The 24,402-nt window shown below is 43.4% G+C and carries 17 protein-coding genes; 8 read left to right on the top strand and 9 right to left on the bottom strand.

The features are described from left to right. Nucleotides 1-949: 949 nt before the first annotated feature. The 4 genes from IM462_RS02165 to queA all read right to left on the bottom strand — a co-directional run bounded on the left by IM462_RS02165 (nucleotide 950) and on the right by queA (nucleotide 7,491). The gene (locus tag IM462_RS02165) at nucleotides 950-2,680 is read right to left on the bottom strand and encodes an Rqc2 family fibronectin-binding protein (RefSeq protein ID WP_287700414.1); all 1,731 of its coding nucleotides are present in this window, start codon (nucleotides 2,678-2,680) and stop codon (nucleotides 950-952) included. 136 nt (nucleotides 2,681-2,816) lie between these two features. After that, nucleotides 2,817-3,923 (bottom strand): glycine cleavage system aminomethyltransferase GcvT, encoded by a 1,107-nt coding sequence (gene gcvT / locus IM462_RS02160; protein ID WP_287700476.1) that lies wholly within the window; start codon nucleotides 3,921-3,923, stop codon nucleotides 2,817-2,819. A gap of 618 nt (nucleotides 3,924-4,541) precedes the next feature. Further along, a complete protein-coding gene (locus IM462_RS02155) occupies nucleotides 4,542-6,230 on the bottom strand; it encodes a serine protease (protein ID WP_287700412.1) in 1,689 nt (562 codons plus the stop codon). A gap of 163 nt (nucleotides 6,231-6,393) precedes the next feature. Then, a complete protein-coding gene (gene queA, locus IM462_RS02150) occupies nucleotides 6,394-7,491 on the bottom strand; it encodes a tRNA preQ1(34) S-adenosylmethionine ribosyltransferase-isomerase QueA (protein ID WP_287700474.1) in 1,098 nt (365 codons plus the stop codon). A 160-nt stretch (nucleotides 7,492-7,651) separates the two neighbouring features. Here queA and IM462_RS02145 point away from each other — a divergent pair, with 160 nt between their 5' ends. Next, nucleotides 7,652-8,041, top strand: coding sequence for a hypothetical protein (locus IM462_RS02145; protein WP_002733765.1), 390 nt, complete (start codon nucleotides 7,652-7,654; stop codon nucleotides 8,039-8,041). 3 nt (nucleotides 8,042-8,044) lie between these two features. On the opposite strand, the gene IM462_RS02140 is transcribed toward IM462_RS02145, so the two are convergent. The 3 genes from IM462_RS02140 to IM462_RS02130 form a co-directional block, all read right to left on the bottom strand. Beyond that, nucleotides 8,045-9,097 carry an LOG family protein gene (locus tag IM462_RS02140; protein ID WP_287700410.1) on the bottom strand — a complete coding sequence of 351 codons (1,053 nt, stop codon included), beginning with the start codon at nucleotides 9,095-9,097 and terminating at the stop codon, nucleotides 8,045-8,047. Between the two features lie 134 nt (nucleotides 9,098-9,231). Continuing rightward, nucleotides 9,232-9,906, bottom strand: a complete 675-nt coding sequence (locus IM462_RS02135) for an HAS-barrel domain-containing protein (protein WP_002740888.1) — start codon at nucleotides 9,904-9,906, stop codon at nucleotides 9,232-9,234. Nucleotides 9,907-9,908: 2 nt separating this feature from the next. Then, nucleotides 9,909-10,103 (bottom strand): NAD(P)H dehydrogenase subunit NdhS, encoded by a 195-nt coding sequence (locus IM462_RS02130; RefSeq protein ID WP_002732940.1) that lies wholly within the window; start codon nucleotides 10,101-10,103, stop codon nucleotides 9,909-9,911. Between the two features lie 214 nt (nucleotides 10,104-10,317). Here IM462_RS02130 and IM462_RS02125 point away from each other — a divergent pair, with 214 nt between their 5' ends. From IM462_RS02125 to prmC, 7 genes are all read left to right on the top strand, one after another. Beyond that, the gene (locus IM462_RS02125) at nucleotides 10,318-10,455 is read left to right on the top strand and encodes a hypothetical protein (RefSeq protein ID WP_287700408.1); all 138 of its coding nucleotides are present in this window, start codon (nucleotides 10,318-10,320) and stop codon (nucleotides 10,453-10,455) included. 301 nt (nucleotides 10,456-10,756) lie between these two features. After that, nucleotides 10,757-12,091, top strand: coding sequence for an AAA-like domain-containing protein (locus tag IM462_RS02120; protein ID WP_287700406.1), 1,335 nt, complete (start codon nucleotides 10,757-10,759; stop codon nucleotides 12,089-12,091). A 132-nt stretch (nucleotides 12,092-12,223) separates the two neighbouring features. Beyond that, the gene (locus tag IM462_RS02115) at nucleotides 12,224-14,056 is read left to right on the top strand and encodes a carotenoid oxygenase family protein (RefSeq protein ID WP_287700404.1); all 1,833 of its coding nucleotides are present in this window, start codon (nucleotides 12,224-12,226) and stop codon (nucleotides 14,054-14,056) included. Continuing rightward, nucleotides 14,053-20,208 carry an AAA family ATPase gene (locus IM462_RS02110; protein ID WP_287700402.1) on the top strand — a complete coding sequence of 2,052 codons (6,156 nt, stop codon included), beginning with the start codon at nucleotides 14,053-14,055 and terminating at the stop codon, nucleotides 20,206-20,208. Before IM462_RS02115 ends, IM462_RS02110 begins: the two co-directional genes overlap by 4 nt. A 507-nt stretch (nucleotides 20,209-20,715) precedes the next feature. After that, the gene (locus IM462_RS02105; RefSeq protein WP_287700400.1) at nucleotides 20,716-21,150 is read left to right on the top strand and encodes a hypothetical protein; all 435 of its coding nucleotides are present in this window, start codon (nucleotides 20,716-20,718) and stop codon (nucleotides 21,148-21,150) included. A gap of 356 nt (nucleotides 21,151-21,506) precedes the next feature. Then, the gene (locus tag IM462_RS02100) at nucleotides 21,507-22,307 is read left to right on the top strand and encodes a Tic22 family protein (protein WP_287700472.1); all 801 of its coding nucleotides are present in this window, start codon (nucleotides 21,507-21,509) and stop codon (nucleotides 22,305-22,307) included. 5 nt (nucleotides 22,308-22,312) lie between these two features. Further along, nucleotides 22,313-23,197: a peptide chain release factor N(5)-glutamine methyltransferase gene (gene prmC / locus IM462_RS02095; RefSeq protein ID WP_287700398.1), complete on the top strand. Its 885-nt coding sequence runs from the start codon at nucleotides 22,313-22,315 to the stop codon at nucleotides 23,195-23,197. Here prmC and IM462_RS02090 read toward each other — a convergent pair. Then, a complete protein-coding gene (locus IM462_RS02090) occupies nucleotides 23,194-23,730 on the bottom strand; it encodes a hypothetical protein (protein ID WP_287700396.1) in 537 nt (178 codons plus the stop codon). The genes prmC and IM462_RS02090 overlap by 4 nt on opposite strands. After that, entirely contained in the window at nucleotides 23,694-24,395 is a 702-nt protein-coding gene (gene pyrF, locus IM462_RS02085; RefSeq protein ID WP_287700395.1) for an orotidine-5'-phosphate decarboxylase, read from the bottom strand. The genes IM462_RS02090 and pyrF overlap by 37 nt, the downstream gene beginning before the upstream one ends. Between the last annotated feature and the right edge of the window lie 7 nt (nucleotides 24,396-24,402).

The following is a 24,402-nucleotide window of genomic DNA, read 5'->3' as shown; positions in this document are numbered from 1 at the left end:
CGATGCCTAATCAGTTTACACTTCATATTTGCTCGGAAACCCTCTCAACAAATACGTTTGTATTAAGAAACATTAATAAAGCTGAGAGCCTTGACTATTGCCTCTGATCTATTCCCTTGCCTCACGGTTAACTTTAATTTTGTTCGACCACTTAGAGTTAGCGAATACATTATAGCAGTTATCTTAATGGTGAGAGAAAAGCTGTAGTATAACTTTGTGTCTTTGTGCTTGACGAAAAAGCTGCCTTGTCCGCTCCAGAAACTAGGTTAATTTAATCTAATTCTACCCCCAAGGCTCGCAATTTTGCCTCTAGCATTTGCCCTCGTTATTCAGCAGTTTCTGCCCGTTTTTGCACTTGCTTGAGTTTCTTTCCTAACTCTACAAAAGTCAAAAATCCCTCGCCATTCGGTTGATAAATCTGACAATCTTCTGGGGATAACTGGAAGCGAATCCCCAAAAGAGGACTAATACCAATTCTCCAAAGTCTGACTACAGAAGTTTAATCCCCCTAAATCCCCCTTAAAAAGGGTGACTTAAATTCGATGTGTAGTTTTCATTTAGAGAAATGGTATAACCCAATTATCGATCACTTCGATAATTTCTAGGTTAGACTTCCTCCCTTGCCAACCCCTAAGATGATTGTGAACGGGATGGAAATTAATTTTGCACGACTACAAAATGTGAGACGGGGAAGATCACGGAGTTACAGAACTGGTTAGGTCAAGATAAAATACCAGTGGTCGCTTTAATATCACCTAAATAGTCGGTTTTTTCTGTTTTTCCCCCGACTATCGGCTGCTACCACTGGTTTGCTGTTGTTTGTTGTTGTAATCCGAGGAAATATAGTTCTTGCGTTCCCAAGCGCCTGAACTGCATTTGTCTCTCTAGTAAAAATTGTAACAGACAATACCCATTTTGTGTAAAAAAAAGTAAACAATTTGGTAAAAAATTATTTTTTGCGGTAATCCTCAACCCTCTGAGGACAGCCCCAGATTACCGTTTCCTGTTTGTAAACCACCATACCTGGCTTTGCGCCCTTGGGTTTATAGACGTATTTGGGACGGGTATAGACGACGGGAACCTGTTCACTATGGCGAGCGCGGCTATAATAAGCGGCGTAATCGGCGGCAAATTGCAGATCGGCGGCTTCTGGAACTGTACCGGGAGTTAAACGGAGTAAAACGTGACTACCAGCGATTTCTTGACTATGAAACCAGATATCGTAATCGCTGGCGCTACGAAAAGTTAGCCGATCATTTTGACGGTTATTTCTGCCGATCCATAATTCTATTCCAGAGGGAGTAGTAAAGCGCATGGGTTCGGATTCTTTGTTATTCGTCCGATTACGCTGGTAATTGCTTTCTAGATACTTCTGTTGGATTAATTCTTCTTGTATCTCGTCTAATGCCTCTAAATCTTCGCCGCTGCTATAATTCTCTAGTTGACTTAAACTCGATCGCACTTGTTCGAGATAATTAATTTCACTGACCACTTCCTCTAATAAAGGTTCCACCGCTAACCGCGCTCTTTTTAATTTCTGATGTTGTTTATAAAAATATTGGGCATTCTGTACGGGATTTCTTTCGGGATCAAGAGGAATAATTACAGGGTTTCCTGTCTGGAAATCTGCCAAAGTAATGCTAGTCATACCCTGCTGTATTTGCTGCAGATTGGCCATTAATAAATCCCCTTGCTCTTTATAGCGATCAGCATGAGCAGATTCTGCTAGTCTTGTTTGAAATCCCGCCGCTTTAGTTTGCAGTTTAGTCAGTAAAGAGATGACTTTTTGGCTTAATTTTTGCTGTAGTTGTCGAAAGCTTTCTTGATTAATTTGGTCGCTATAATAACGGTTTAATAATTCTTGGACATTTTTAGCCGCTGCCAGTATCTCCCCACCGATAACTGTATAACCTTCTCTTGTCCATCCCGGTTGAAAGGTTTTATTTTCGAGCATTTTTAACCATTCTTGCCAAGCTGAAAAGAGCTTTTCCCAATCAGTATTATCTAACTGATCCGTGTTTAATTTCGGGTTAATCTTGGCTTTTTGCAACAGCGATCGAGCGATGACCGGACTAACACCACGATAGGTACTAACTAACTGTTTTTCGATAGTTTTAGGGATTAAACTAACCCTAGCTTGCCAACTGCGCAAGGATTCTTCTAAACTGGGATCTGTTGCCAATAAAACGGGGGGTAGTTGATAGATTTGTCCCGTTTGTACGGTGCGAACACTAGACTGGGTAGCATTGACTTGATGGGCAACGGTGACAATTTGATTGTCAGCCGCAGTTAAAATCACATTGCTATATTTGCCCATAATTTCTATATACAAATGCCACAGAGCCGGATCATCGGGACGTTGGGCAAATTGCAGATCGATGACTCTTTCCCACGGGGCAACAAATGCTAATTTTGTCAGGGCAAAACCATTGAGTTGATGACGCAATTGATCGCTAAAAGTGAAGGTATCGGGGACTTTCGGCGGTGGATCACCAATATGCAGCCGCGCTCCTTGGGGATGCCAAGAAATAATTAACCATCCCTTGCGATCGAAGGTTCGTAAATGGAGGGCGATCGTTTGGCGATCAATTTGATACACTTGTTCTAGTCTGGCTGGCAGCCAAGTGGCGGCAATTTCGGCACAAGTGGCACTGAGGGTGGTAAAGTCTAGGGATTGCATTTTCAGTTATCAGTTATCAGTCATCAGTTATCAGATTTGAGTTTTAAGTGGACAGTGTTATCTAGCAGTTGCCGTTTTCTCTTCACTGATTACTGATTACTGTTCACTGAAAAGCCACCTAACCTCGATCACCTTTTTACTTTTTACTTTTATAAAAGGGTTTTTTAACGACGGTAGCGGGGTAGGTGGTGCCGCGGATTTCCACTTCGATCGCCTGTCCGATCGAGGCGAAAGGTGTGGGAAGATAGGCTAAAGCGATCGCTGTGTTTAAAGTTGGTGATAAAGTGCCACTGGTGACTTTACCCACCACTTCCCCAGCGAATACTACCGGATAATCGTGACGGGCGATATGTTTGCCGGACATCTGCAATCCCACCAAGTGCCGATTCACACCATTAAGTTTTTGGTCTTCAAGGACATTGCGACCGATAAAATCGCCTTTTTCTGGCAGATGAACCAACCAATTTAAGCCAGCCTCTAGAGGACTCGTGCTATCGTCGATATCCTGTCCATAAAGGGCTAAAGCTGCCTCTAAACGCAGGGTATCCCTGGCCCCCAAACCGCAGGGAGTCACCCCTAAATTTAAGAATTCTGTCCAAAGTTGCTGCCCGATTTCAGGGGGGGCCATAATTTCAAAACCATCTTCTCCCGTGTAACCGGTCCTAGCGATAAAAACTTTTTCCCCGAAAAGCTGGCTTTCCCAGTGATTAAATAGCCCAAAATCGCTTAATTTTTCCCCGATCAAGGGCTGTAAAATTGTCGCCGCCTTGGGTCCTTGCAGGGCGATTAAGACTCTTTCTCGCGATAAATCCTTTAATTTGACCCCCGATCCCTCTAAATTGCCTAAAATCCATTCTCGATCTTTATCGGTGGTTGAGGCATTAACAATTAATACGCCTTGGCTTTCGCTTTGGTAGTAAAAGATAATATCATCGATGATGCCACCGTCCGGGTTGAGTAAAACGCTATACTGTGCCTTTCCTGCCCTTAAACGGGCTAAATTAGAGGGAACTAGGGTTTGGAGAGATTGAACCAGATTATCTCCAGTTAAGATAAATTTGCCCATGTGGGAAATGTCAAACATCCCGACACTATTGCGGACAGCATTATGTTCGATTTTTAGGCCGCTAAACTGTATCGGCATCTCCCAACCCGCAAAAGGGGTAAATTTGCTGGTTTGTTGGGCAATTAGGTCGTATAAGGGGGTACGAATAGCGGGGGAAGTTGCTTCTTGATTGGCCACGGTGTTCTCGATCAAATGGTTTTCTGCCTAGAGTAGCATAGCAGTTATCAGTTATCAGTGACCAGTTATCAGTTATCAGTGACCAGTAAACAGTTATCAGTAACCAGTAAACAGTAAATAAGTAGGTAGGCGTTAAAAATTATCAGACACCACCGTTATCAAGGGGGGACTAAGGGTAGGGTTGATTCATGAATCAACCCTACTATGAATCAACCCTAGGACTAAGGGGGGATCGAACCTAAAATCCATTTTTAATTTAATTATAACCAGCTACTTAGTAAACAGTAAACAGTGATAAATCATACTAAATCCGTTGAGTACAAGCTAGTTATGCGGAGAGGCAGTCATGCAAGAGGCACTCATGCAAACGGGAATAAATAATCAGTTTTTAATAACCGGATTTAGGATCACTATCCACTGATAACTAATAACAAAGGCCGAAACTAAAACCTAATTTGTTAAGCTAAAAGCTTTGATGTACTTAGTTTATAACCTTCTTGTTAGGTAGGAGAATTGCCAGATTCTTTCTTTTGCCTCTTGCCTTCAGAAGCTGATTACTGATTACTGTTCACTGATAACTGAAAAAGTTCCCCACTCCCCACTTCCCCACTTCCCAATTCATAATTGCCACTCCCTTAACCTTTCTCGCACTATGTCAATGGGAATTGCGAAACCGCAGCCCAATCTAACGGCATTTTCTAGGGGTTTGGGAGTAGAGGGATCATCACAAAATAAACTCGCTTTCGAAATCACTCCCACCACTTGATTTTTATCGTTTAAAACTGGACTTCCCGACTGTCCAGAAACGACAAACATGGATAAACTTAAGGATTTTTCGTTATTATCATTAACCGTGCCTTTGCTGACAGTCCAATCTTTTTGATTAAAAGGATTACCGATCGAGATTACTGGTTGATTAGGGGCAATTGGTAGCGGTGCTAAAGCTAAAGGTTTTAAGTCTGGGGGGGGATTTTTTACCTCTAATACTGCTAAATCGAGCCAGTCGTCAGGGGGGGTAGTGTGGAGAATTTTAGCTTTTGAACGCTTGCGTATTTTTCCCTGGGGTGGTTGGCTATAATACTCCACAAAAATGCGGGCCCCTGCATCGACTTCTTGACGGGAATTCGTGACCACATGGCGATTAGTCACGATCCAAGCTCTATCTTGATCTCGTTTTAATAACCAACCCGTGCCGATACCATTGTTATTTTTGCCGCGCACGATAATTTTAACAATTGAGCGTTTTAAATTCACCAGAGGATCACTCTTAACACTGGGAATTATCTCTGGCATTTTTAATAATTCGGGATTGTCGTGAATTAATCTTCCCCGTTGGATTTCCTGTAAAATAAATCTAACTTCTGATAAATTGGGATCAATTTCTACGGCCTGCCGACACCAATTTAGACCCTCATCGATCTGACCGCTATTGATATAGGTATAACAGAGATTCTCGTAAATATTGGCATTTTTGGGGCTAATTTGGCGTGCCTGTTGAAAAACTGCCATCGCTTCCCCTAGTTTTCCCTGTTCCGCTAAAGCTTTACCTAAATAATTATAAATATCCCCATCTTTAGGGGCGTAAACTAAAGCCTGTCGATATATTTGCTCTGCTTGCTGCCATTTTCCCTGTTTTCCTAGTACTTCTCCTAATTTTTTGTAGATTTCACCCTGACTAGGTGTCAATTCTAGAGCTTGCTCATAGGCATAACTGGCCTCTTGCCAGAGTTGCTGTTCACTGTAGGCATTTCCCAGATAAAAATAGGCTTTTCCCTGACTAGGATCGAGAAAAACCGCTGCTTGCAGAGCTTTCGCCGCCTCATCCCAACGTTGTAAACTATAGAGGGCTTTTCCTAGCTGAAATTGCGCTTTAAAAGTTGGTTTAATGATAATTGCTTTTTGGTAGGCATCGATCGCCTCTGACCATTTTTCCTCTTGGGCGAAGATATCTCCCAAAGCGACTAAATAATTACTTTGGGAGGGTTCCATCGCTGGTTTATCATTAATGATAAAACCACGATCATAGGCTTCTAAGGCTTCAGAATAGCGTTTTTGACTTTGCAAGACCTGAGCGATTTTTATATGGGCTTGGACTGAATTTTCGTGAAAAGATAAAACTGTTTGGTAAGCAGACAGAGCCGATTCCTTCTCCCCCGCGGCCAAAAGTCGATCGCCTTGCCAAAGATAAGCCAAGGCAATAAGATAAAAAATAGCAAAGGGAGCGGCGACGATGAAGGCAATAATTAAAAATATTTGCAGGGGTTTGCTAGAATAGCGGCGACCGATTTTAATGTCTTTTCTTTTCATTTCTTGGTTAGGATAGACAACAGGCTAGAGGTGGTTCGATAATCGACCTAGACCAATTTAGATGCGCGGGCCGCTTATACATATTTTTCCCCTTTCCTGTTGCCCTTTCCGCAATTCTAGCCCTCCTTCTTTCTAGGGTATAAATGTAATTTTGTCCAACTACTTACCGATTACTGCTGCGAGCGCTGGGTAGGATTAACATAGCGTCACCGAAGGAATAGAAACGGAAACGCTCTTGGATAGCTGCTTGATACAATGCCAGTAGTCTTTCCCGTCCGACTAAGGCACTGACTAACATCATCAAACTGGACTTGGGTAGGTGAAAATTAGTGATCATGCCGTCGATAACTCGCCATTGATAACCCGGATAGACAAATAAATTGGTTTTTCCCTGAAAAGCGGTTAATTTATCGCTCTTACTTTCTTTAATTGCCCCTTCCAAGGCGCGAGCTACCGTGGTCCCCACGGCGATAACCCGGCCACCTCTAGCCTTTGTTTGGGCGATTTTTTCGGCAGTTTCGGCGGAAATCTGCAAAAATTCTTGGTGCATTAGGTGTTCTGTAATATTTTCTACCTCCACGGGACGAAAGGTTCCCACTCCCACATGAAGAGTGATATAGGCGGTATCTATACCCTTCTGGGCGAGCTTATGGAATAATTCGGGAGTAAAATGTAATCCAGCCGTGGGAGCGGCCACAGAACCCTGTTTATCAGCGTAAACTGTTTGATAACGGTCTTCTTCCGCCTCCGATTCGGTGACGTAGGGGGGGAAAGGAATATGACCGTACTCCTCCAACATATCCCAAAAACTGCGTCCGGGATGACGTTGAAATTCTAGCAGACGACCACTGGTGTTCAGATCTCGCTCGATTACTTTCGCTAGCCATAATTTTTCTTTGTCTTCCGTTCGCCCTGTTTTCGGATAAAAAAGGACTTCTGAACCGACTTTAAAGCGTTTTCCTGGTTTCACTAGGGATAACCAACGATGGTCATCCTGTTCTTCCAATAGTAATATTTCTATGGGTGCGCCCGTGGTTTTACGGCCAAATAAACGGGCCGGAATCACGCGAGTGTCGTTGAAAACCAGCAAATCCCCCGGCTCTAAGCAAGTGGGTAAATCCCGAAAAATAGCCAAATTATGACTATTAGGAGAATCTACTACCAAAAGACGGGAACTGTCTCGGGGTTCTGCGGGATTTTGGGCAATTAACTCCGGAGGAAGGTGATAGTCGTAGCTGGAGAGTGATTGGTCAGGGATCATCGTCGTTATCATCATAAAGATCTTCGCAAAAGTTGGGTAATCCTACCCAGGCGAACTTCACTAAATCGGGGATTTCTCCCCTTGGTATCTGGAACGGTTTATCGTCAGACTAGAGATATAACACTAATCGTGACTTTTAGCCAACATCCCAGCGGCCACTATGGACTATCTCTATTTTCTTGCTAACGCTAGTTTAACGCTACGAGTCACCGAATACCTGCGATCGATGACTCATCTACCCTCCTCCGTCATGACGGTTATCCATCAGATTAATGGTTGGGTGGTCAAGGTCAAGTTTAATCAAATGCTTACTCCTTGCCAACACGGGGATTTTCGCGCCTACATGAATGAGTTAGGGATTCCCTATCAACCGGAAATGCGGCTCCAGATGGTTTTTTGGAGTTTGGAAACAGGACAATCCCCCATTGATGTCATGCGTCGTTACCAAGTGGCGATCGTGTCCCATGGTACCCCGGATCAGCAAGATATAGAGGCTTTTCGGCAACAATTTACTAAGGGTTTAGGATACTGTCCGGAAACTCTGGCCTAGAGTTTATTTTCTCTCGGGATGCTCTTCGAGGGTCACTACAGGACTTAAATCGTTGATGTGATCTATTAATTGATACAAGCGTCCGTAACTCTTGCCGTTAAAGTAAAAAACTAGACGGGGTAAATGGTGGCTGGAATCCCGATTCTCTCGTTCTAGAATTTGACTGGGTTCGATTTTGCCCTTAACTACGATATCGCCGAAGTTTTGGTTAATTTGTTCGATCTGTTCCCCGCTTAGTTCGTGATTAAGACGAATAACAAAGGATTCTCCCACAAAACGGCTGGAGTGATACACCCGATAGAAGTGGCGAATTGTTTGACAAGCGTGGTCTAGATCGTTGGTAATAGTATAAAAATTCCGATCTTCGGCGGATATCAGTCCTCTTTTTTGCAGATTTTCACTAATTTGTTCTTGCCAAGTTTGCCAGTAATCCCCATCAGGCTCATCAATTAATACTAGGGGTGCAGGTCCGTATTTACCGGTTTGACAGAGGGTAAGCGTCTCAAAGGCCTCATCTTGGGTGCCGAAACCACCGGGGAATAAAGCTACTGCGTCACTTTCCCGCAGAAAAAATAGTTTTCTGGTAAAGAAATATTTAAAATCGATTAATTTGGCATCATTTATGATATAAGGATTAGCCCCCTGTTCAAAGGGTAGCTGAATATTTAATCCGAAGGAATTTTCCCGGCCGGCGCCTTCATTCCCTGCCTGCATGATGCCACCCCCAGCGCCGGTTAACACCATAAAACCGTATTGACTAATACAACGTGCGAATTCTACTGCGAGACGGTATTCACTGCTCTCGGGTTTGATGCGTGCCGAGCCAAAAATGGTCAGTTTACGAATGTGACGGTAGGGGTAAAATACCTGAAATCCCTTTTCTAGATCTTCGATCGCATAGGTTAAAATTTTCCAATCGAGGCGATCGATTTCCTCCTCGGCAATTCTGACTATTGCTTCCAGAGATCTTTGAATCCATTTGCCATCTTTTAAGTGGGGCAAATGTTGCACCAATTTCAGCAAGTCTTCGGTTAATTGAGAATAGGAGTTGTCCATTTATCAGTTATCAGTTTTGCAGCAATCCAGATATGAATGCTAATTGTACAAAGTATCCACAAGTTAACTTGGTTTGGAGTTTGAAGAATTGCTCAGAAGACAATTCATAATTAAAATCAGCAACGCCGAATCATCTAAGGACTAATATGAATTTGACTGAGAATATAACGCAAGCGATCATAATCATCTTTAAGTAAAACACTTAACTGTCTGCCCACATTCACTAACCATTGTCGATCGGCTTGACGCAATTGATACATCTGACGGATAGAAGCAGCTGCCAAAGCTTCCACGGGAGTATTTTTGACCTGTAATAAAATTCTTAAAAAGTCTAATTGTTCACTAAAATAAACCACTTCTAACGACTCACATTGATAAACTGCCTGATGAATTTGTGGGGGGCGGGGAGGAATATATTGATAGATATAACCTCGACCGGAACCATTGCCATTAAATTGTCCTGATAGGGTTTCAAAACCGACAATAGTTGCCCGAAATTCCGTTTTTAACATAGCGAAAATCTGCGGCTGTTGTTCCCGCAATTCAGCCAAAGATAACCCCAAAGCTCTAGCACGATGTACCGAATCGATCGGGGCAGTGGTGGCAAAGGTGACAATCCCAAAAATCTTATTACCCGTTTCTTCATCGTAGGCTTTTACCCAACTACCAAAAGCAGGCATAAAAGGGAAGTTTAACTCCTCCGGTTCCAAACATTGCGCTAAAAACTCGGTGGTCGTCGTCTCGATAACTTCGGCGATATGATCGGGATGGCGGTTATCCGTGGCCAATTGCGGTAAGGGTGGACGCATGGTTATTTTTTGCCTTTAGCTGGGGCAATAATTAGTTCTTCTAATTCCGAGAGATTAAAGGTGACTAACTTATCCCAGTTGCCCCCCTCAAAAAGAACGGCCACTTTCCCATCGCTTAAACGCTGGGCTAAACCTTCAAATTTATAGTAGGTATCATCGGGATTGGTGACTCGAACGGTACTACCTGGCAAAATCATAGGATTGACGACGAAATTATAATTACTGTCTCTTAGCTTATCAAAAATTAGTTATCGCTCGTCGAGTGTCGGCTGGCAATAAAATGAAATATGATGACGGGATTTGGCATCATCCCCAGAGGACAGACTACTGTTCCCCGCAAATAGCCTTAACTGTGTTGGTAGTATAGTGATGGCCGCCTTAGCCTAAGGAAGACTGCGGCAAAAACAGGATTTGCTGGTAGAAGCACTCTCTGGTCGGGTGCGTCCCGGTCAGCAATTTATTCTCGCCCAGTTACTAAGTCTGATTGACAGTATTGACGAGACGATTGCCCAGTTTGACCGAGAAATTTGTGAAAAAACGTCTGGTTAAACGTTTAGAGAAGCTTGGTTATCAAGTTACTCTTGAGCCTGTTCTGGTTGTCTCTTAAATTGGTCTAGAATATTTCCGAGTTGGGCTGTCGCCTTTTCCTGACTTCAGCCATCTACTGCCGTGGTTTTGTGACCACATTGTCATTTTCAAGTCAGTCAGGAGACAGGAGACAGGTTTTAGGTGTTGGGGGTTGGGGTTTTGGGGTTTTAGTTCAATTCCCCCACTTCCCCATTCCCCCACTTCCCCACACCCGTTCGGCTGAGCTCACGGCCGAAGCCCACACCCCACACCCCTAATTCTTATGAGAGATTCCCTATCGAGCCGTCTAAGAGTACAACAACACTGCCTCAATCAAGTTAAATTAGCCGTGAGAAAGCAGGGCTTTAGCAGTCAACGCTCCTTAGCGAAAGAAGCTGAATTTAGTCTGGCTACTGTCAGCAACTTCCTGACCGGTAAACCGGTAGAACAAGCCACTTTTGAACAAATTTGTCGTCGATTATCCCTCGACTGGCAAGAAATCGCCGCCCTGAATTTTGAGCTAAAAACACCCCCTCAAGACAAAATTCCGGTTAATTCTGCATCCAAGAGCGAAAAATTGGACACATTGCCCCCCTATCCTAATGGGGCTGTTCCCCTTGGTTCCCCATTTTATTTAGAACGTCTTCCCCTCGAAGAACAGATAAGGCAGGAAATCAAGAAACCGGGGGCTTTAGTGCGGATAAAGGCCCCGAAAGAAATGGGCAAAACCTCCCTACTTTTGAGAATGCTCGATTTTGCTAAACAGCAAGGCTACCGCACGGTGAGTTTGAACTTAGAACAGGTGGACCAGGCGATTTTGGCTGATTTAAACCAATTTTTGCGCTGGTTGTGTGCCAATGCCGCCCGTCAACTACAGTTAAAACCGCAATTAGATGAGTATTGGGATGAGGATTTAGGCAGCAAGATTAGCTGTACGGTTTACATTCAAGACTATCTCCTGGAATCGATTACCGCGCCCATTGTTCTCGCTCTTGATGAACTTAATCAGATTTTTGAACATCCCCAAGTGGCCAAGGATTTTTTACCGCTGCTGCGTTCTTGGTACGAAGAATCCAAAACCCTACCTATCTGGCAAAAACTCCGTCTTATCGTCGTCCATTCCACAGAAATTTATGTTCCCCTGCAGCTCAATCAATCCCCCTTTAACGTCGGATTCCCCGCACAGCTAAGTCATTTTAGTCTGGAGGAGGTATTAAAATTAGCCCAACGTTATCAACTCACCTGGGAAAATCAGGAAAAAGTCCAACAATTGATGGAGTTAGTGGGAGGACACCCAGCTTTGGTGCAAACCGCCCTCTACTATCTCAGTCGGGAGGAAATAACCATGACGCAAATATTAACCGGTGCCACCTCCGTCACGGGGATCTATGCCCATCACCTGCGGCGCCATTGGGCAGTATTAGAACAACAGCCTGAACTAGCAAAAGCCCTCGATCGGGTGATGAGCGCCGTGGAACCAGTACAATTAGACCCAATTCTCGCTTACAAACTCAGCAGTATGGGGCTACTCAAACAATCGGGAGATAAAGTAGTACCAGGCTATGAATTGTATCGACGCTATTTTTTAGAGGTGAAATCCTCTATCAGTTATCAGTAAACAGTAATCAATTATCAGTGAGGGTGTGGGGTGTGGGGTGTGGGGGGAATAAATAAAATAATCTCCTGACGACCGGCTCCTATCTCCTGACTCCTAACCCCACCAACAAACTTTTTGCCGCAAACCCTACTTATGAATATGTCAATCAAAGATACTGTCCAAAATACTGTCAACGTTAGTAATTTTAGTCGCTCGCAACTCGGTCAACCGGATGAGAACAATTTATATAAAGCAGTCGCCACAGTTACCGAGGGACATTGGCCGGAAAATCTGTCGGGATACGTTTTTATCGTCTGTCCTTTTCATAGAAAAAATGACCGTCATTTGTTCTCCGGCGAAGGTGTAATTATTAAATGGGACTTGCAAGGCAAAAATAATCAAGTTAACGTTCACAGTAAAAAACTAAAAACTTGGGATAGTTTTTGGCGAAAAGTTTTACCGATATTTAATATTAGTCAAGCAACTTTTCCCGCAGTGGTCAGCATTTTAGGTTCTTCGGAAATAGCGAATACTGCTATGGTTAAACTAGAAAAAGTTGCCGAAGATAAACAACTAGAAGAAACCAGATTAATTCTCACCGCCGATGCTGGACGTTACTGGGAAGTGGACCCCGTTTCCCTGGATACTATCACTCCGATTGGTTATTTTGACCAACATATTGTTTCCGTGCCTTTGTCTGTTTTCCCAGTCCTAGAAAATACCGCTCACCCCTTCTACGACAAAAAGACCCAAGAATTTATCACCTGTGAATTAAAGCTAAAACTTATATCGGGAGGTATGTTAAAAGATTTAGATAAATCGGTGTATATTGTTCTTTGGGATCAACAAAAAAAACTTAAACCCTGGAAACTACAGGGAACTATCCTCGATGGTAGTCCCCATTCGGTCATCGTCACCGAAGATTATATCATGATTCCCGATATGCCTTTTCAGATGGGAGTAGCCAAACTATTAGGTATCAGAATTAAGCCTGAAGAAACCTATCCAAAAACTCAAATTTATCTGGTTAACCGTCAAGATCTCAAGGAAGAAGAAACCACCGTTCCCTCGCGATTAATTACCTTCAATGGCGACAGTTATCACTTCCTTTGTCATTACCATAGTATCAACGGTCAAATTCAGCTTGTGGCCATCCAAAATGCCACTATTAGTTTAACCGAAGCGATCGAAAAAGACGATATCCAACATTTTACCGGTCAGGGTTATCCTCCCGAATACCACGGCATTCCCTGGATGTTTTCCTTTGACGTCGGAGTGCTGCGCAAAGTGGTTATCGAAGATGCCAGGGTGATGAGCGAACAAGCTTTCATCCATCCGGGTTGGTTCTGTACCAGTCTCTACACCGCCGACCCCCGGGAATCGGAACAGGGATACAGTGCCGTTTATCAAATTTATCTCGGTTATGTGCGCGAATTAATTTGTCGTCGTCAGTATATGGATTGTCGCGACCAAAGTAATCGCATCCTCAGCGATGCCGAACTTCCCTGTCATGACTTGCCCTCGGTATTAGCCAAGGTTCCCTTCGATAAGGATTGGAATCAGTTAACTGAACAGATTAGGCAAGAAAAAAATGCCAGTGATACTCATGTATCACATTTAGGTCGGGAACTACTGGATTTTTATGTTTGTCCCGATGGCTATATTTTGGATAGCATTCAGTTTATTCCCCAAGAACAGGGCTATCTATTGACGACGGTTTTAACCCCGACCAAAGTATTAGAAGCTTGGTTATTTAACCCTGACAATCTCAAGGACGGACCGATTGCTAAACTGAGTTTGCCGGAAGATGTTCACTTTGGTTTGACCTTGCATTCCGAGTATTTCGAGCAGGTGGTCCCTTCTCCCCGTCCTTCCGTCTCACAGGTAAATCGATTTCTGTCAGCCTTGCGAAGTCTTGTCTTGGTTCCCGTAGAATTTTTCTTGGGGAGACCCGCAGCCGTTTACAATCGCCAAGTAAAAAAATGATTGTTCTCAAAGGATACGACATTCTTGCCCAGGTTTACGAAAGCGTTAACTCAGAAGTCTATCGGGCCATTCGCACCGCCGATAATCAACCGGTTATCCTCAAAATCCTCAAGCAAGAATATCCCACCGCCCAAGAACTAACCCATTACAAACAGGAGTATAAAACCATCTGCGGCCTGAACTTCGAGGAGGCGATTAAAGCCTATGGTTTAGAAACCTACCGCAGAACTCCCGTGATTATTTTGGAAGATTTCGGCGGTATATCCTTAAAAAAATGGCTAGAGGGCAAAAAAACTCTAGCCTTAAGGGACTTTTTAAGCCTTGCACTCCGAATAGTGGCTAATTTAGAGAAAATTCACAACGCCAAGGTTATTCACAAAGATATTAATCCTGCCAATATAGTTCTTAACCCCGAAACCGGACAGATTAAAATCATCGATTTTGGCATTGCCAGCGTCCTGCGGCGGGAAAATCCCGGGCTAAAAAATCCCAACGTCCTGGAGGGGACTTTAGCCTATATTTCTCCCGAACAAACCGGACGGATGAATCGCAGTCTCGATTACCGCACGGATTTTTATTCTTTGGGCGTTAGCTTCTATGAACTTCTCACCGGACAATTACCTTTTCGGGCTAAAGATGCTTTGGAATTAGTTCACTGTCATCTGGCTAAACAACCTTTGGAGATTAATAGTCTCGTCAGGGAGGAAATTCCCCCGGTGGTGGAAGCAATCATCAGGAAACTGATGGCTAAAACCCCCGAGGAACGATACCAAAGTGCCTACGGTATTCGGGCAGATTTAGAAGAATGTTTAAGACAACTAGAAAAAACGGGTAAAATTGATGATTTTGTTATCGCTAGGCAAGATCTAGCCAATCAGTTCCAAATTCCCCAAAAACTCTACGGTAGGGAGGCAGAAATCGCCACTCTTCTCGCCGCTTTTCAACGGGTAGCCACGGCGGATAAAAACTCCTCTCACACCGAACTGATGCTAGTTACGGGTTATTCTGGCATGGGTAAAACCACCCTAGTTAAGGAAATTTATCAGCCAATTACTGAAAAACGCGGCTTTTTTATCTCTGGTAAATTTGACCAGTTTCAGCGCGATATTCCCTATGCTGCCGTGATTAGCGCTCTGACTCATCTCGTCAAGCAACTTTTGGGGGAAAGTCAGCCACAACTGCAACTATGGCGACAAAAACTCCTCAAGTCTTTGGGGGCGAATGCACGGGTTATTATTGATGTGATTCCCGAATTAGAATTAATTATCGGTCCACAACCAGAGGTGTTACAATTAGGAGCGATCGCTACTCAAAATCGCTTTAATTTAGTCTTTAAAAATTTTATTCGGGTCTTTTGTTCCCCAGAACATCCCTTAGTCATCTTTCTCGATGATTTGCAATGGGCAGACTTGGCTAGTCTCCAGTTAATAGAATTAATTATGCTCGATGGCGATATGGACTATTTATTTTTAATTGGTTCCTATCGCAGTAACGAAATTAATTCCACCCATCCCCTAAGTGCTACCCTCGATAAATTAGAGCAGGGGGGCATAATTATCAATCAAGTTATTTTAAGACCTCTGGAGCTTGAACAGGTCAATCAGTTAATTGCAGAGACATTAAATCATTCACCGGAATATGTGCAATCTTTGGCCGCTTTAGTCTGGCAAAAAACCCACGGTAATCCTTTTTTTGTCAATGAATTTCTCAAAACTATCTACTGGGAAAATTTGCTATTTTTCCAACCAGGGCAGCAAACAACCACTAAAACCGATAATAATAGGGGCTATTGGCAATGGCATCTCGGCCAAATTCAAAGGATTGGCAGTACCGACAATCTGATTCAATTTATGATGGGTAAAATGCAGAAATTACCTCCCGAAACCCAGGAAATTTTAAGTTTAGCAGCTTGTCTTGGCTCAGAATTTAATTTAAATATTCTGGCAGTAATCTCTGAAAAATTACCTCCAGAACTTTTACCAATTTTAACTTCTAGTAGCGAAGCTGGTTTAATTATTCCCCTCTCAGAATTAGATGAACAATTACTGATTCAAGAATATAAATTTGCTCATGATCGTATTCAACAAGGGGCCTACGCTCTCATTGAAGACAGCCAAAAATCTTTAATTCATCTAAAAATTGGTCGCCTACTTTGGCAGCATAGTTCTGTCAACGAATTATCGGAAAAGATTTTTAAAATAGTCGATCATCTCAATCTTGGTTATCAACTAATTAGCGATGAAAAAGAACGGGAGTTAGTGGCTAACTTGAATTTACTAGCAGCCCGAAAAGCCAAAGCGGCTAATGCCCAAACTGGAGCCTTAAAATATATTAAAATCGCTCAAAAACTTCTCAAAAAAGCAAGCTGGAAGAATAACTATCAACTGACTTTAGATATTTATTCTGAAGCCACAGAAATCGCCTATTTAAGTGGGGATTTTGAGCAGATGCAGTGTTGGGCTAATCTCGTATTAAAACAGGCAAAAACCACCCTAGATAAAATCAAAGTTTATGAAGTAATCATCGAAGCTTATCACTCCCAAAATCACGAACTAAAAGCGGTACAAATTGGCTTATCTGTCCTCAAAAGCTTAGATTTCGAGATTCCTGAATCCTTACAATCATCAGCTATCCAGGAAGAACTCACTAAAACTCGACAAAAATTAGCGGGTAAAAATATCGAAGATTTAATTAATTTACCGCAGATAAATGAAGAAGAAAAATTAGCAGTAATGAAGATAGCAAGTGCTATATTTTCTCCTGTTTTTATTGCCGCTCCTCATCTTTTACCCATCCTAGTATCAAAACAGGTTAACTTATCAATTGAGTACGGCAATAGTTATCTAGCGGCTTTTACTTATGTTAATTATGGCTTAATTCTTTGTGGTCTTTTAGAAGATTGGGAAACGGGTTATCAATTTGGAAAATTGGCTTTAAACATTGCCGATAAATTTCATGCCAAAGCCCTGATGCCGAAAATAATTGCCGTCTTTTCCACCACTATTAGTATCTGGAAAGAACCGATTAAAAATTCCCTGTCCTTGTTAAAATCTTCCTATCAAACCGGTTTAGAAATGGGGGATCTCTACTACGGAACGATCTGCGCCTATCTTTACTGTTTTCATTCCGCTTTTATCGGACAAGAATTAACAGAATTAGCTGGAGAAATAGCTAACTATGATCTGGCTTTTGTTAAGCTCAAACAAGAAAACCCCCGCAACTATCTAAAAATCTACGGACAAACAGTTTTAAATCTGCTGGGGCGCTCGGAAAATCCCAGCCGTTTAGAAGGACAATACTATCAAGAAACTCTTATGTTACCGTACCATCTAGAGGCTAATGATCTTTACGGTCTCTGTGCTTTATTTGTCAATAAATTATACCTTTGTTATCTATTTGGACAGTACAAACAAGCCATTGAAAATGCTAATCAAGCCCAAAATTATCTAGGAGGAGCTACCGCCACTTTCTTGATTTCTCTGCATAATTTCTATGATTCCCTCGCCCATTTAGCTATTTATAATCATCTGGACAATGACCAACAACAGCAAGTATTAGAACGGGTGACGAATAATCAGAAAAAGCTGTGGGAATGGGCTAATCAAGCACCCCCTAACTATCTCCATAAATTTTATCTAGTGCAAGCGGAAAAGGATCGGGTGCAGCAATCCTATCTAGAAGCCATAGAAAACTACGATCTAGCCATCGCTAAAGCCAAGGAAAATGAATACATTAATGAAGAGGCACTAGCTAACGAACTAGCGGCGAAATTCTATCTCGATTGGGGTAAAGTAAAAATTGCCAAAACCTACATCAATGAAGCTGCTTATCTCTATTCTCTTTGGGGAGCAACAGCTAAAGTCAAAGATATAGAAAGCCGCTATTCTCAGTTAATAGTCCATAATTATGGTTCCAATTCCCCGACCGAAACTAGGAGAACTACCACCAGAAAAAATTCAGTTAGTCATTCGGGAGATCTGTTAGATTTAGCCACGATTATGAAGGCATCCCAAGCCATTTCTAGCGAGATAGTTTTAGATCAATTACTTGCCACCCTGATGAAAATTCTCATCGAAAATGCTGGGGCGCAGCTGGGCTATCTTATCCTAGAAAGCGGCGGACAACTATCGATCAAGGCCTCTGGTTCAGTGCAGCAAGATGGGGTGACAGTCTTTAAATCTAATGCGATCGAAGAACATCTTCCCGTCTCAATTGTTAACTATGTAGCCCGGAGCGGTCAAACCGTGCTTAATGACGATGCTGCCCATCAGGGCAGTTTCAGCAACGATCCCTATATTAAAACCCATCAAACCAAATCGCTGCTCTGTTCCCCCCTCCTCGACCAAGGACAACTGCGGGGAATTGTCTATCTAGAAAATAATCTCACCGTTGGGGCTTTTACCCAAGAAAGATTGGAAGTGCTGCAACTGCTCTCCAGCCAAGCGGCGATCGCAATTACTAACGCCAAACTCTACGCCGAAATCAAAGCCAAACAGAGACAACTAGCGCAATTTTTAGAAGCCATGCCGGTGGGGGTATTCGTCCTCGATGCTGGCAGTCAACCCTATTATGCCAATCAAACCGCCCAAGAGATTTTGGGAAAAGGGATAGTTAATATCACCACGGCTAATCAGTTGGGGGAAACCTATCAGTTATATCAAGCTGGAACCAATCGATTGTATCCCACCGAAGACCAGCCGATTGTCCGAGCTTTAAAGGGGGAAAAAAACACGGTGGATGATCTAGAAATTCACCAAGGAGAGAAGATTATTCCCCTAGAAGTGTATGCCACGCCCGTTTTTGACGAAAAAGGAGAAATTATATATGCGATCGCCGCTTTTACCGATATTACCGAACGAAAACAGGCGGAAGCGGAACGGATTCGCTTTACCGAAGAATTAGCCGAGTATAGCCGCACCCTAGAACAGAAAGTGCAGGAGCGCACCCTAGAACTCAGCCAAACCCTAGAAATTCTCAAGGCCACCCAAGCAGAATTACTGTTTGAAAATGAACTGCTCAGAAGTACCGAAGAATCTAGCACCTTTGACTACCAAGTGGGGGGCAGTTTACCCATGGATGCCCCCACCTACGTGGTCCGCGCCGCCGACCGTTATCTCTATAAAGCCCTCAAACGCGGCGATTTTTGCTATGTCCTCAATCCCCGTCAAATGGGTAAGTCTAGTTTAATGGTACGCATGATCGATCACCTCCAACACGAGGGCATCTGTTGCGCTCCCATTGATTTAACCCGCATCGGCAGTGAAAATGTCACTCCCGACCAATGGTACAAGGGGATAGCCTTCGAGTTAGGACGACGTTTTGGCCTGCTCAAAAGGGTCAATCTCAAAGCTTGGTGGCAAGAACGGGAAGATGTCTCGGCAGTACAGCGCTTGGGCGAATTTATCGAAGAGGTGTTATTGCTGGAAGTAGGGATAGTAGAAGGTTCTCCCCCGAAACCGATCACGATTTTTATCGATGAAATCGATAGCGTTTTAGGCTTAAATTTTGCGGTTAATGACTTTTTTGCCCTGATTCGTTCCTGCTATAACCAGCGTGGTTTTAACCCGCTCTATCGGCGTTTGACCTTCGCTTTCTTCGGTGTTGTCACCCCCTCCGATTTAATTACTGACCACCAAATCACTCCTTTTAATATCGGTCATTCGATTCAATTGGAGGGTTTTAAGGAACACGAAGCCCAGCCTTTACTGCGCGGATTGGCCGAGAAAGTCAGTAACCCGCAAACTGTCTTAAAAGAAGTCTTTGCCTGGACAAACGGTCAACCTTTTCTGACCCAAAAACTCTGTCAGTTAATTCGCACCGCCACCTCGCCGATTCCCCCCAATAGTGAGGCCTCCTGGATTGAGGACTTAGTACAGAAGAAGATCATTGACAATTGGGAGGCTCAGGATGAACCGGAACATCTACGGACTATTCGCGATCGGCTCCTCAACAGTCGTCGCTCCCAGTTGCTCCTAAGACTCTATGAACGGATTTTAAGGGAAAAAGAGGTGATTGCCGAGGATAGCCCCCCAGAAAAAGAGTTACTTTTATCGGGGTTAGTGATCAAAGACCGGGGCTGCCTGCAAGTCCATAATCCCATCTATCAAGCAATCTTTAACCTCCATTGGCTGGCCCTGGCAAAATCAACCTAATACTAAATCCTGTTTAATAAGTTATAGGATAGTGGGAAGTTAAAGTTAGATTGGGAGTTATCAAACTATTAAAAGCCGATTCGTTATTACACTCTAAGCAGTCGCTGATTTAGCAGCACTCGCTCCTATCATTCGAGAGATCAAAACCCTGGAAGTCCCCAAAAACTCCAAAATCTGAATCGCTAGTTGGTGAGAGGAATGTCAAGATTTATTAAATATAGAGAAATTGCGGCATGGGATATAATATACATGGTTGCCTATTAGTCTAAGTCAAATGAACATTAGACCTCTTGCAAAAATCAAAAATCTTCCGTTAGGTGAGGAGTCAGGCTTCGGCCGTGAGACTTCGGAGTGAGACTTCGATGGATCAGATAGTGATGCCATTCAGACTTAAATTGACCTTTTAAATACAGCAACTTTTTCTGGAATGTAGTGATTAGGAAAAATTTAAGAATACTTTCTCACCTAGCCCGAGCTTTTATTTAACTAATTCCGAGGATAATTACCGTGAAAACAGCGAAATATCCCGAAAAAATTGCCGCTCTCTGGACAACATTCCTCTTGGGAACCCTATTTCACACCCAACTGGGTTTAATGCCGCTCTTCCATGGTCAATCGATCGTCGAGAGTCATCAAACTAGCAATCTCGATCCGATTTTCTGGGGAATGTTGCTCTTTTTTTTGTTGCCAATGTTAGCGATTATCGGGGTCAATTTTAGCGAAAGTCGCTCCTTGAGAAAAACCCATTTCTGGCTAACAATTCTCTATTCTATCTTAAATTTAGCCCATCTCATCGCTGATCTTCTGGTCAGACCGATCGCTTGGTATCAAATCGCTCTCATGGCAATTTTATTGATCATCGGACTGATTTTAAATCTAGTTTCCTACCAATGGCTGCGGTTAGCGATCGCCCATCCGCACCATCTCTCGGAAAGTCATTAGCAGTGCCAAGATCAAGAGGATGCCTTTTGATCTTAAGTTGGTGCTTATTAGGGCAAAAGCAAGCTTAAATCAGAGCTAAAGCGATTTTTTCGGATAATTTAGCTTAAAAAATCTAATTAATCCCTATTATTCCCTAGATCAGCCCATAAATTGCCCCTGTTTCTGGTCTGCTGCTGCCACCTCATCTCACCAAGTATGGATCTTTTTAGCTATGATAGTTCAGAACCAAGCCAATAAAGGGAACTTTCGTGGCTGGTTATTCATCAGAAAACTCCTGATCAGAGGAGTCAAATAGGCTATATAGTTCAGATTAACGGCAAATATTGGTTAATAGTAATAACGAGGTAATTATTTTGATGAAATCTCTCATTCGTTGGACGGCAACTCTTAGTTTAGTGGGAACGACAATGTTGACTTCGCTGCTGGGCAGCTATTCTAAAGCACTCGCTTTACCGGAAGAACAAATCGTCAAAACCTTGCAGTCTGTACCTGTCTTCGCTATTGCCGATGATCAAGGAGTCCCCTTAATTGCCGTGGGAGAAAAAGAACAGAAATTCACGGGGGTTTTTATTAGTAAGCAGGACGCACAAAACTTTTTTGAACGACTGAAAAAAGAGAATCCTGAAGTGGCCAGCAAAGTTAAAGTTCAGGCTGTTTCTTTGGCACAAGTCTATAAAATGCAAGCCAGTCAAACCGAACAAAATCGTTTAATTATCGATTTTGTTCCCAAAGAGTCGGAAGTAGAATCGGCGAAAAAACTGCTCAGTGAAAGAGGTCAACAGTATCAAGGTGGTGTACCTTTATTTGTGCCGAAAGCGGGAAAAGAGAGTAATTTTCTGGTAATCAGTCGCAATAATCAGGATTTTATTCCTTTCTTCTTTGAAAAAGCCGCCGCTTTGCAAATGGTAGAACAATATAAAAAAGCTAATCCCGCCGAAGCAGCCACGGTGAAAATTGATGTTATTCCCTTAGAAAGTGTCATCGCCACCCTACAACAAAGTAACGATGAAGCTTTAACTAAAATTCTCCTCTATCCTAGCCAAGAAACGATTGATTTTATCCGAGCAAATAGCAACCAAAATGCTCCCAACCAAGCGCCGGCAAATCAGCCACGCCCTAATAATAATACCAATAATCCCCCCGCCCCCAATCGTTAAGCCTTGTGTCTGCTAGTATTTCCGGTCAAGAATTAAGTCAATGGCGCCAACAGGCGATCGCTGATTTAGAGCAAGCGCAACTATCTCCGAAGGAAGTGGATATCTTTCTGCAAGCAGTGACAGATTTAGATTATCTTTCCCTGCGCTTACAATCCTTTCGGGAACGAGAAAAAATCCCCTTGAGTTATTCTTGGTCGGAAATTACTAAACGCTGGCAAAAACGCCTGCAATCAAGGGTTCCCTTGCAGTATTTGCTCGAATCGGTGGTCTGGCGTAATTTTACCCTAAAAGTCTCCCCGGCGGTCTTAATTCCTCGTCCCGAAACCGAGTTATTAATCGATATTGTTGGAGAAACCGTCAGAGGAGACGACGGGGGAATCTGGGTAGATATGGGAACCGGTAGCGGTGCGATCGCTATTGGTTTAGCCAGTATCTTGACAAAAGCAGAGATATATGCTATTGATTACAGTCAAACGGCTTTAGCGATCGCCAAAGAAAATATCATCAAGACGGGTTTTGCCGACAGAATTATCTTAAAACAGGGTTCTTGGTGGACACCCTTAGAAAAGTGGAAAGGACAGATTAGCGGTATGGTGTCCAATCCTCCCTATATTCCCAGTGCAGAAATCCTCGACTTACAAATTGAAGTGCGGGAACATGAACCCCGTTTGGCCCTGGATGGAGGTGAAGACGGATTGACCGCGCTGCGCTATCTAGTGGCCACTGCTCCCGATTATCTGCGATCAGGAGGCCTTTGGCTAGTGGAAATGAGAGCCGGTCAAGGGGAAAAAGTAGCGCAAATGCTGGAAAATCAGGGCAATTATCGACAAATTCAGATTATTAACGACCTAGCAGGTTTTGATCGCTTTGTTTTGGCCGAGCGAATTTAGCGCAATGCACCCGCTTCGCAGTCCCGCAGCCAGAGACGCACCGCTTGGCCGATGGTGCCTTGACTGGTTTCTAGGGGAGGTAAGGGGACTTGAGCGGGTTCCAGGGAAGCTAATTGACTGTAAACCGTCACTAATCGCCATCCTTCCCCAGTTTTAGTTAAGAATAACCAGTGATAATTCTGGAGGCTGACAGAGCGATTTTTGCTATACTGACGCTCTAAAGTCGTAAAAAAAACCTGTTGAGTGTCATCGGCAATTTGACCGGAATATTGACTAGCAGTTAAAGGTAGGGGTGCAAATTCGGGACGACCGGCAATAATCACAAAAACCGGTGTAGATAATTCTTGATCGATTTGGGAGCGGGTAATAACTCGATTAGCATAACCGGGTAAATCTGACAAGAGGCGATCGACTAAAAGATTTAAATCCTCCGGACAGCTAGAAAGAGGACGACTAACTGCTGGGAAGTTAATCCCGAAAATAACCAGTAATACAGCTAAATGTCGGCTAATTCTTGACAAATTTTTGCCCATGCTATTTTTGGCTCCTCCGCACCGGTGATCGGTCGTCCAATTACTAGATAATCAGCCCCAGCTTTAAGCGCTTGGGCCGGAGTCATCACCCGACTTTGATCCCCTTTACTTGACCAGGAGGGACGAACTCCGGGACAAACTAAGAGAAAATCCTCTCCACAGACGCGACGCAATTGCGCCACTTCTTGGGGAGAACAAACCGCCCCATCAATTCCCGATTCTTTGCCCAATAATGCCAGATTTAAGGCATATTCCGATAGTTCTAGGGGAATTTTGAGGTCGAGGGCTAATTCGCGGGCGTTAAGGCTGGTTAAAACGGTGATAGCGAGAAGTTTTGGCGGCGATAGCAGGTCAGAAATTGCCTCCTTAGCCGCCGTCAGCGCTTGCCGTCCGGCCGTAGCGTGCAGGGTGAGTAAATCCACTTGATAGCGACTGGCGGAACGACAGGCCCCGGCGACCGTATTGGGAATATCATGGAATTTTAGGTCGAGAAAGCTCTTTTTTTGTCTTTCTTGCAGAATCGCCAGAATTTCTGCACCGCTACTGACAAATAATTCTAGTCCCACTTTCCAAAAATTGACTTCCGGCAACAGATCGAGCAGTGCGATCGCTGATTCTAAATCCGGCACATCGAGAGGAACAATAATTCGGTCTGAGTTGGTCATATTGGGG

Origin of the sequence: Microcystis sp. M144S2 (assembly GCF_020246065.1) — a bacterium.
Classification (GTDB): Bacteria; Cyanobacteriota; Cyanobacteriia; order Cyanobacteriales; family Microcystaceae; genus Microcystis; species Microcystis ichthyoblabe_A.
The sequence above is the reverse complement of the archived record's forward strand: the minus strand, read 5'-3'. Positions and strand labels throughout refer to the sequence as shown.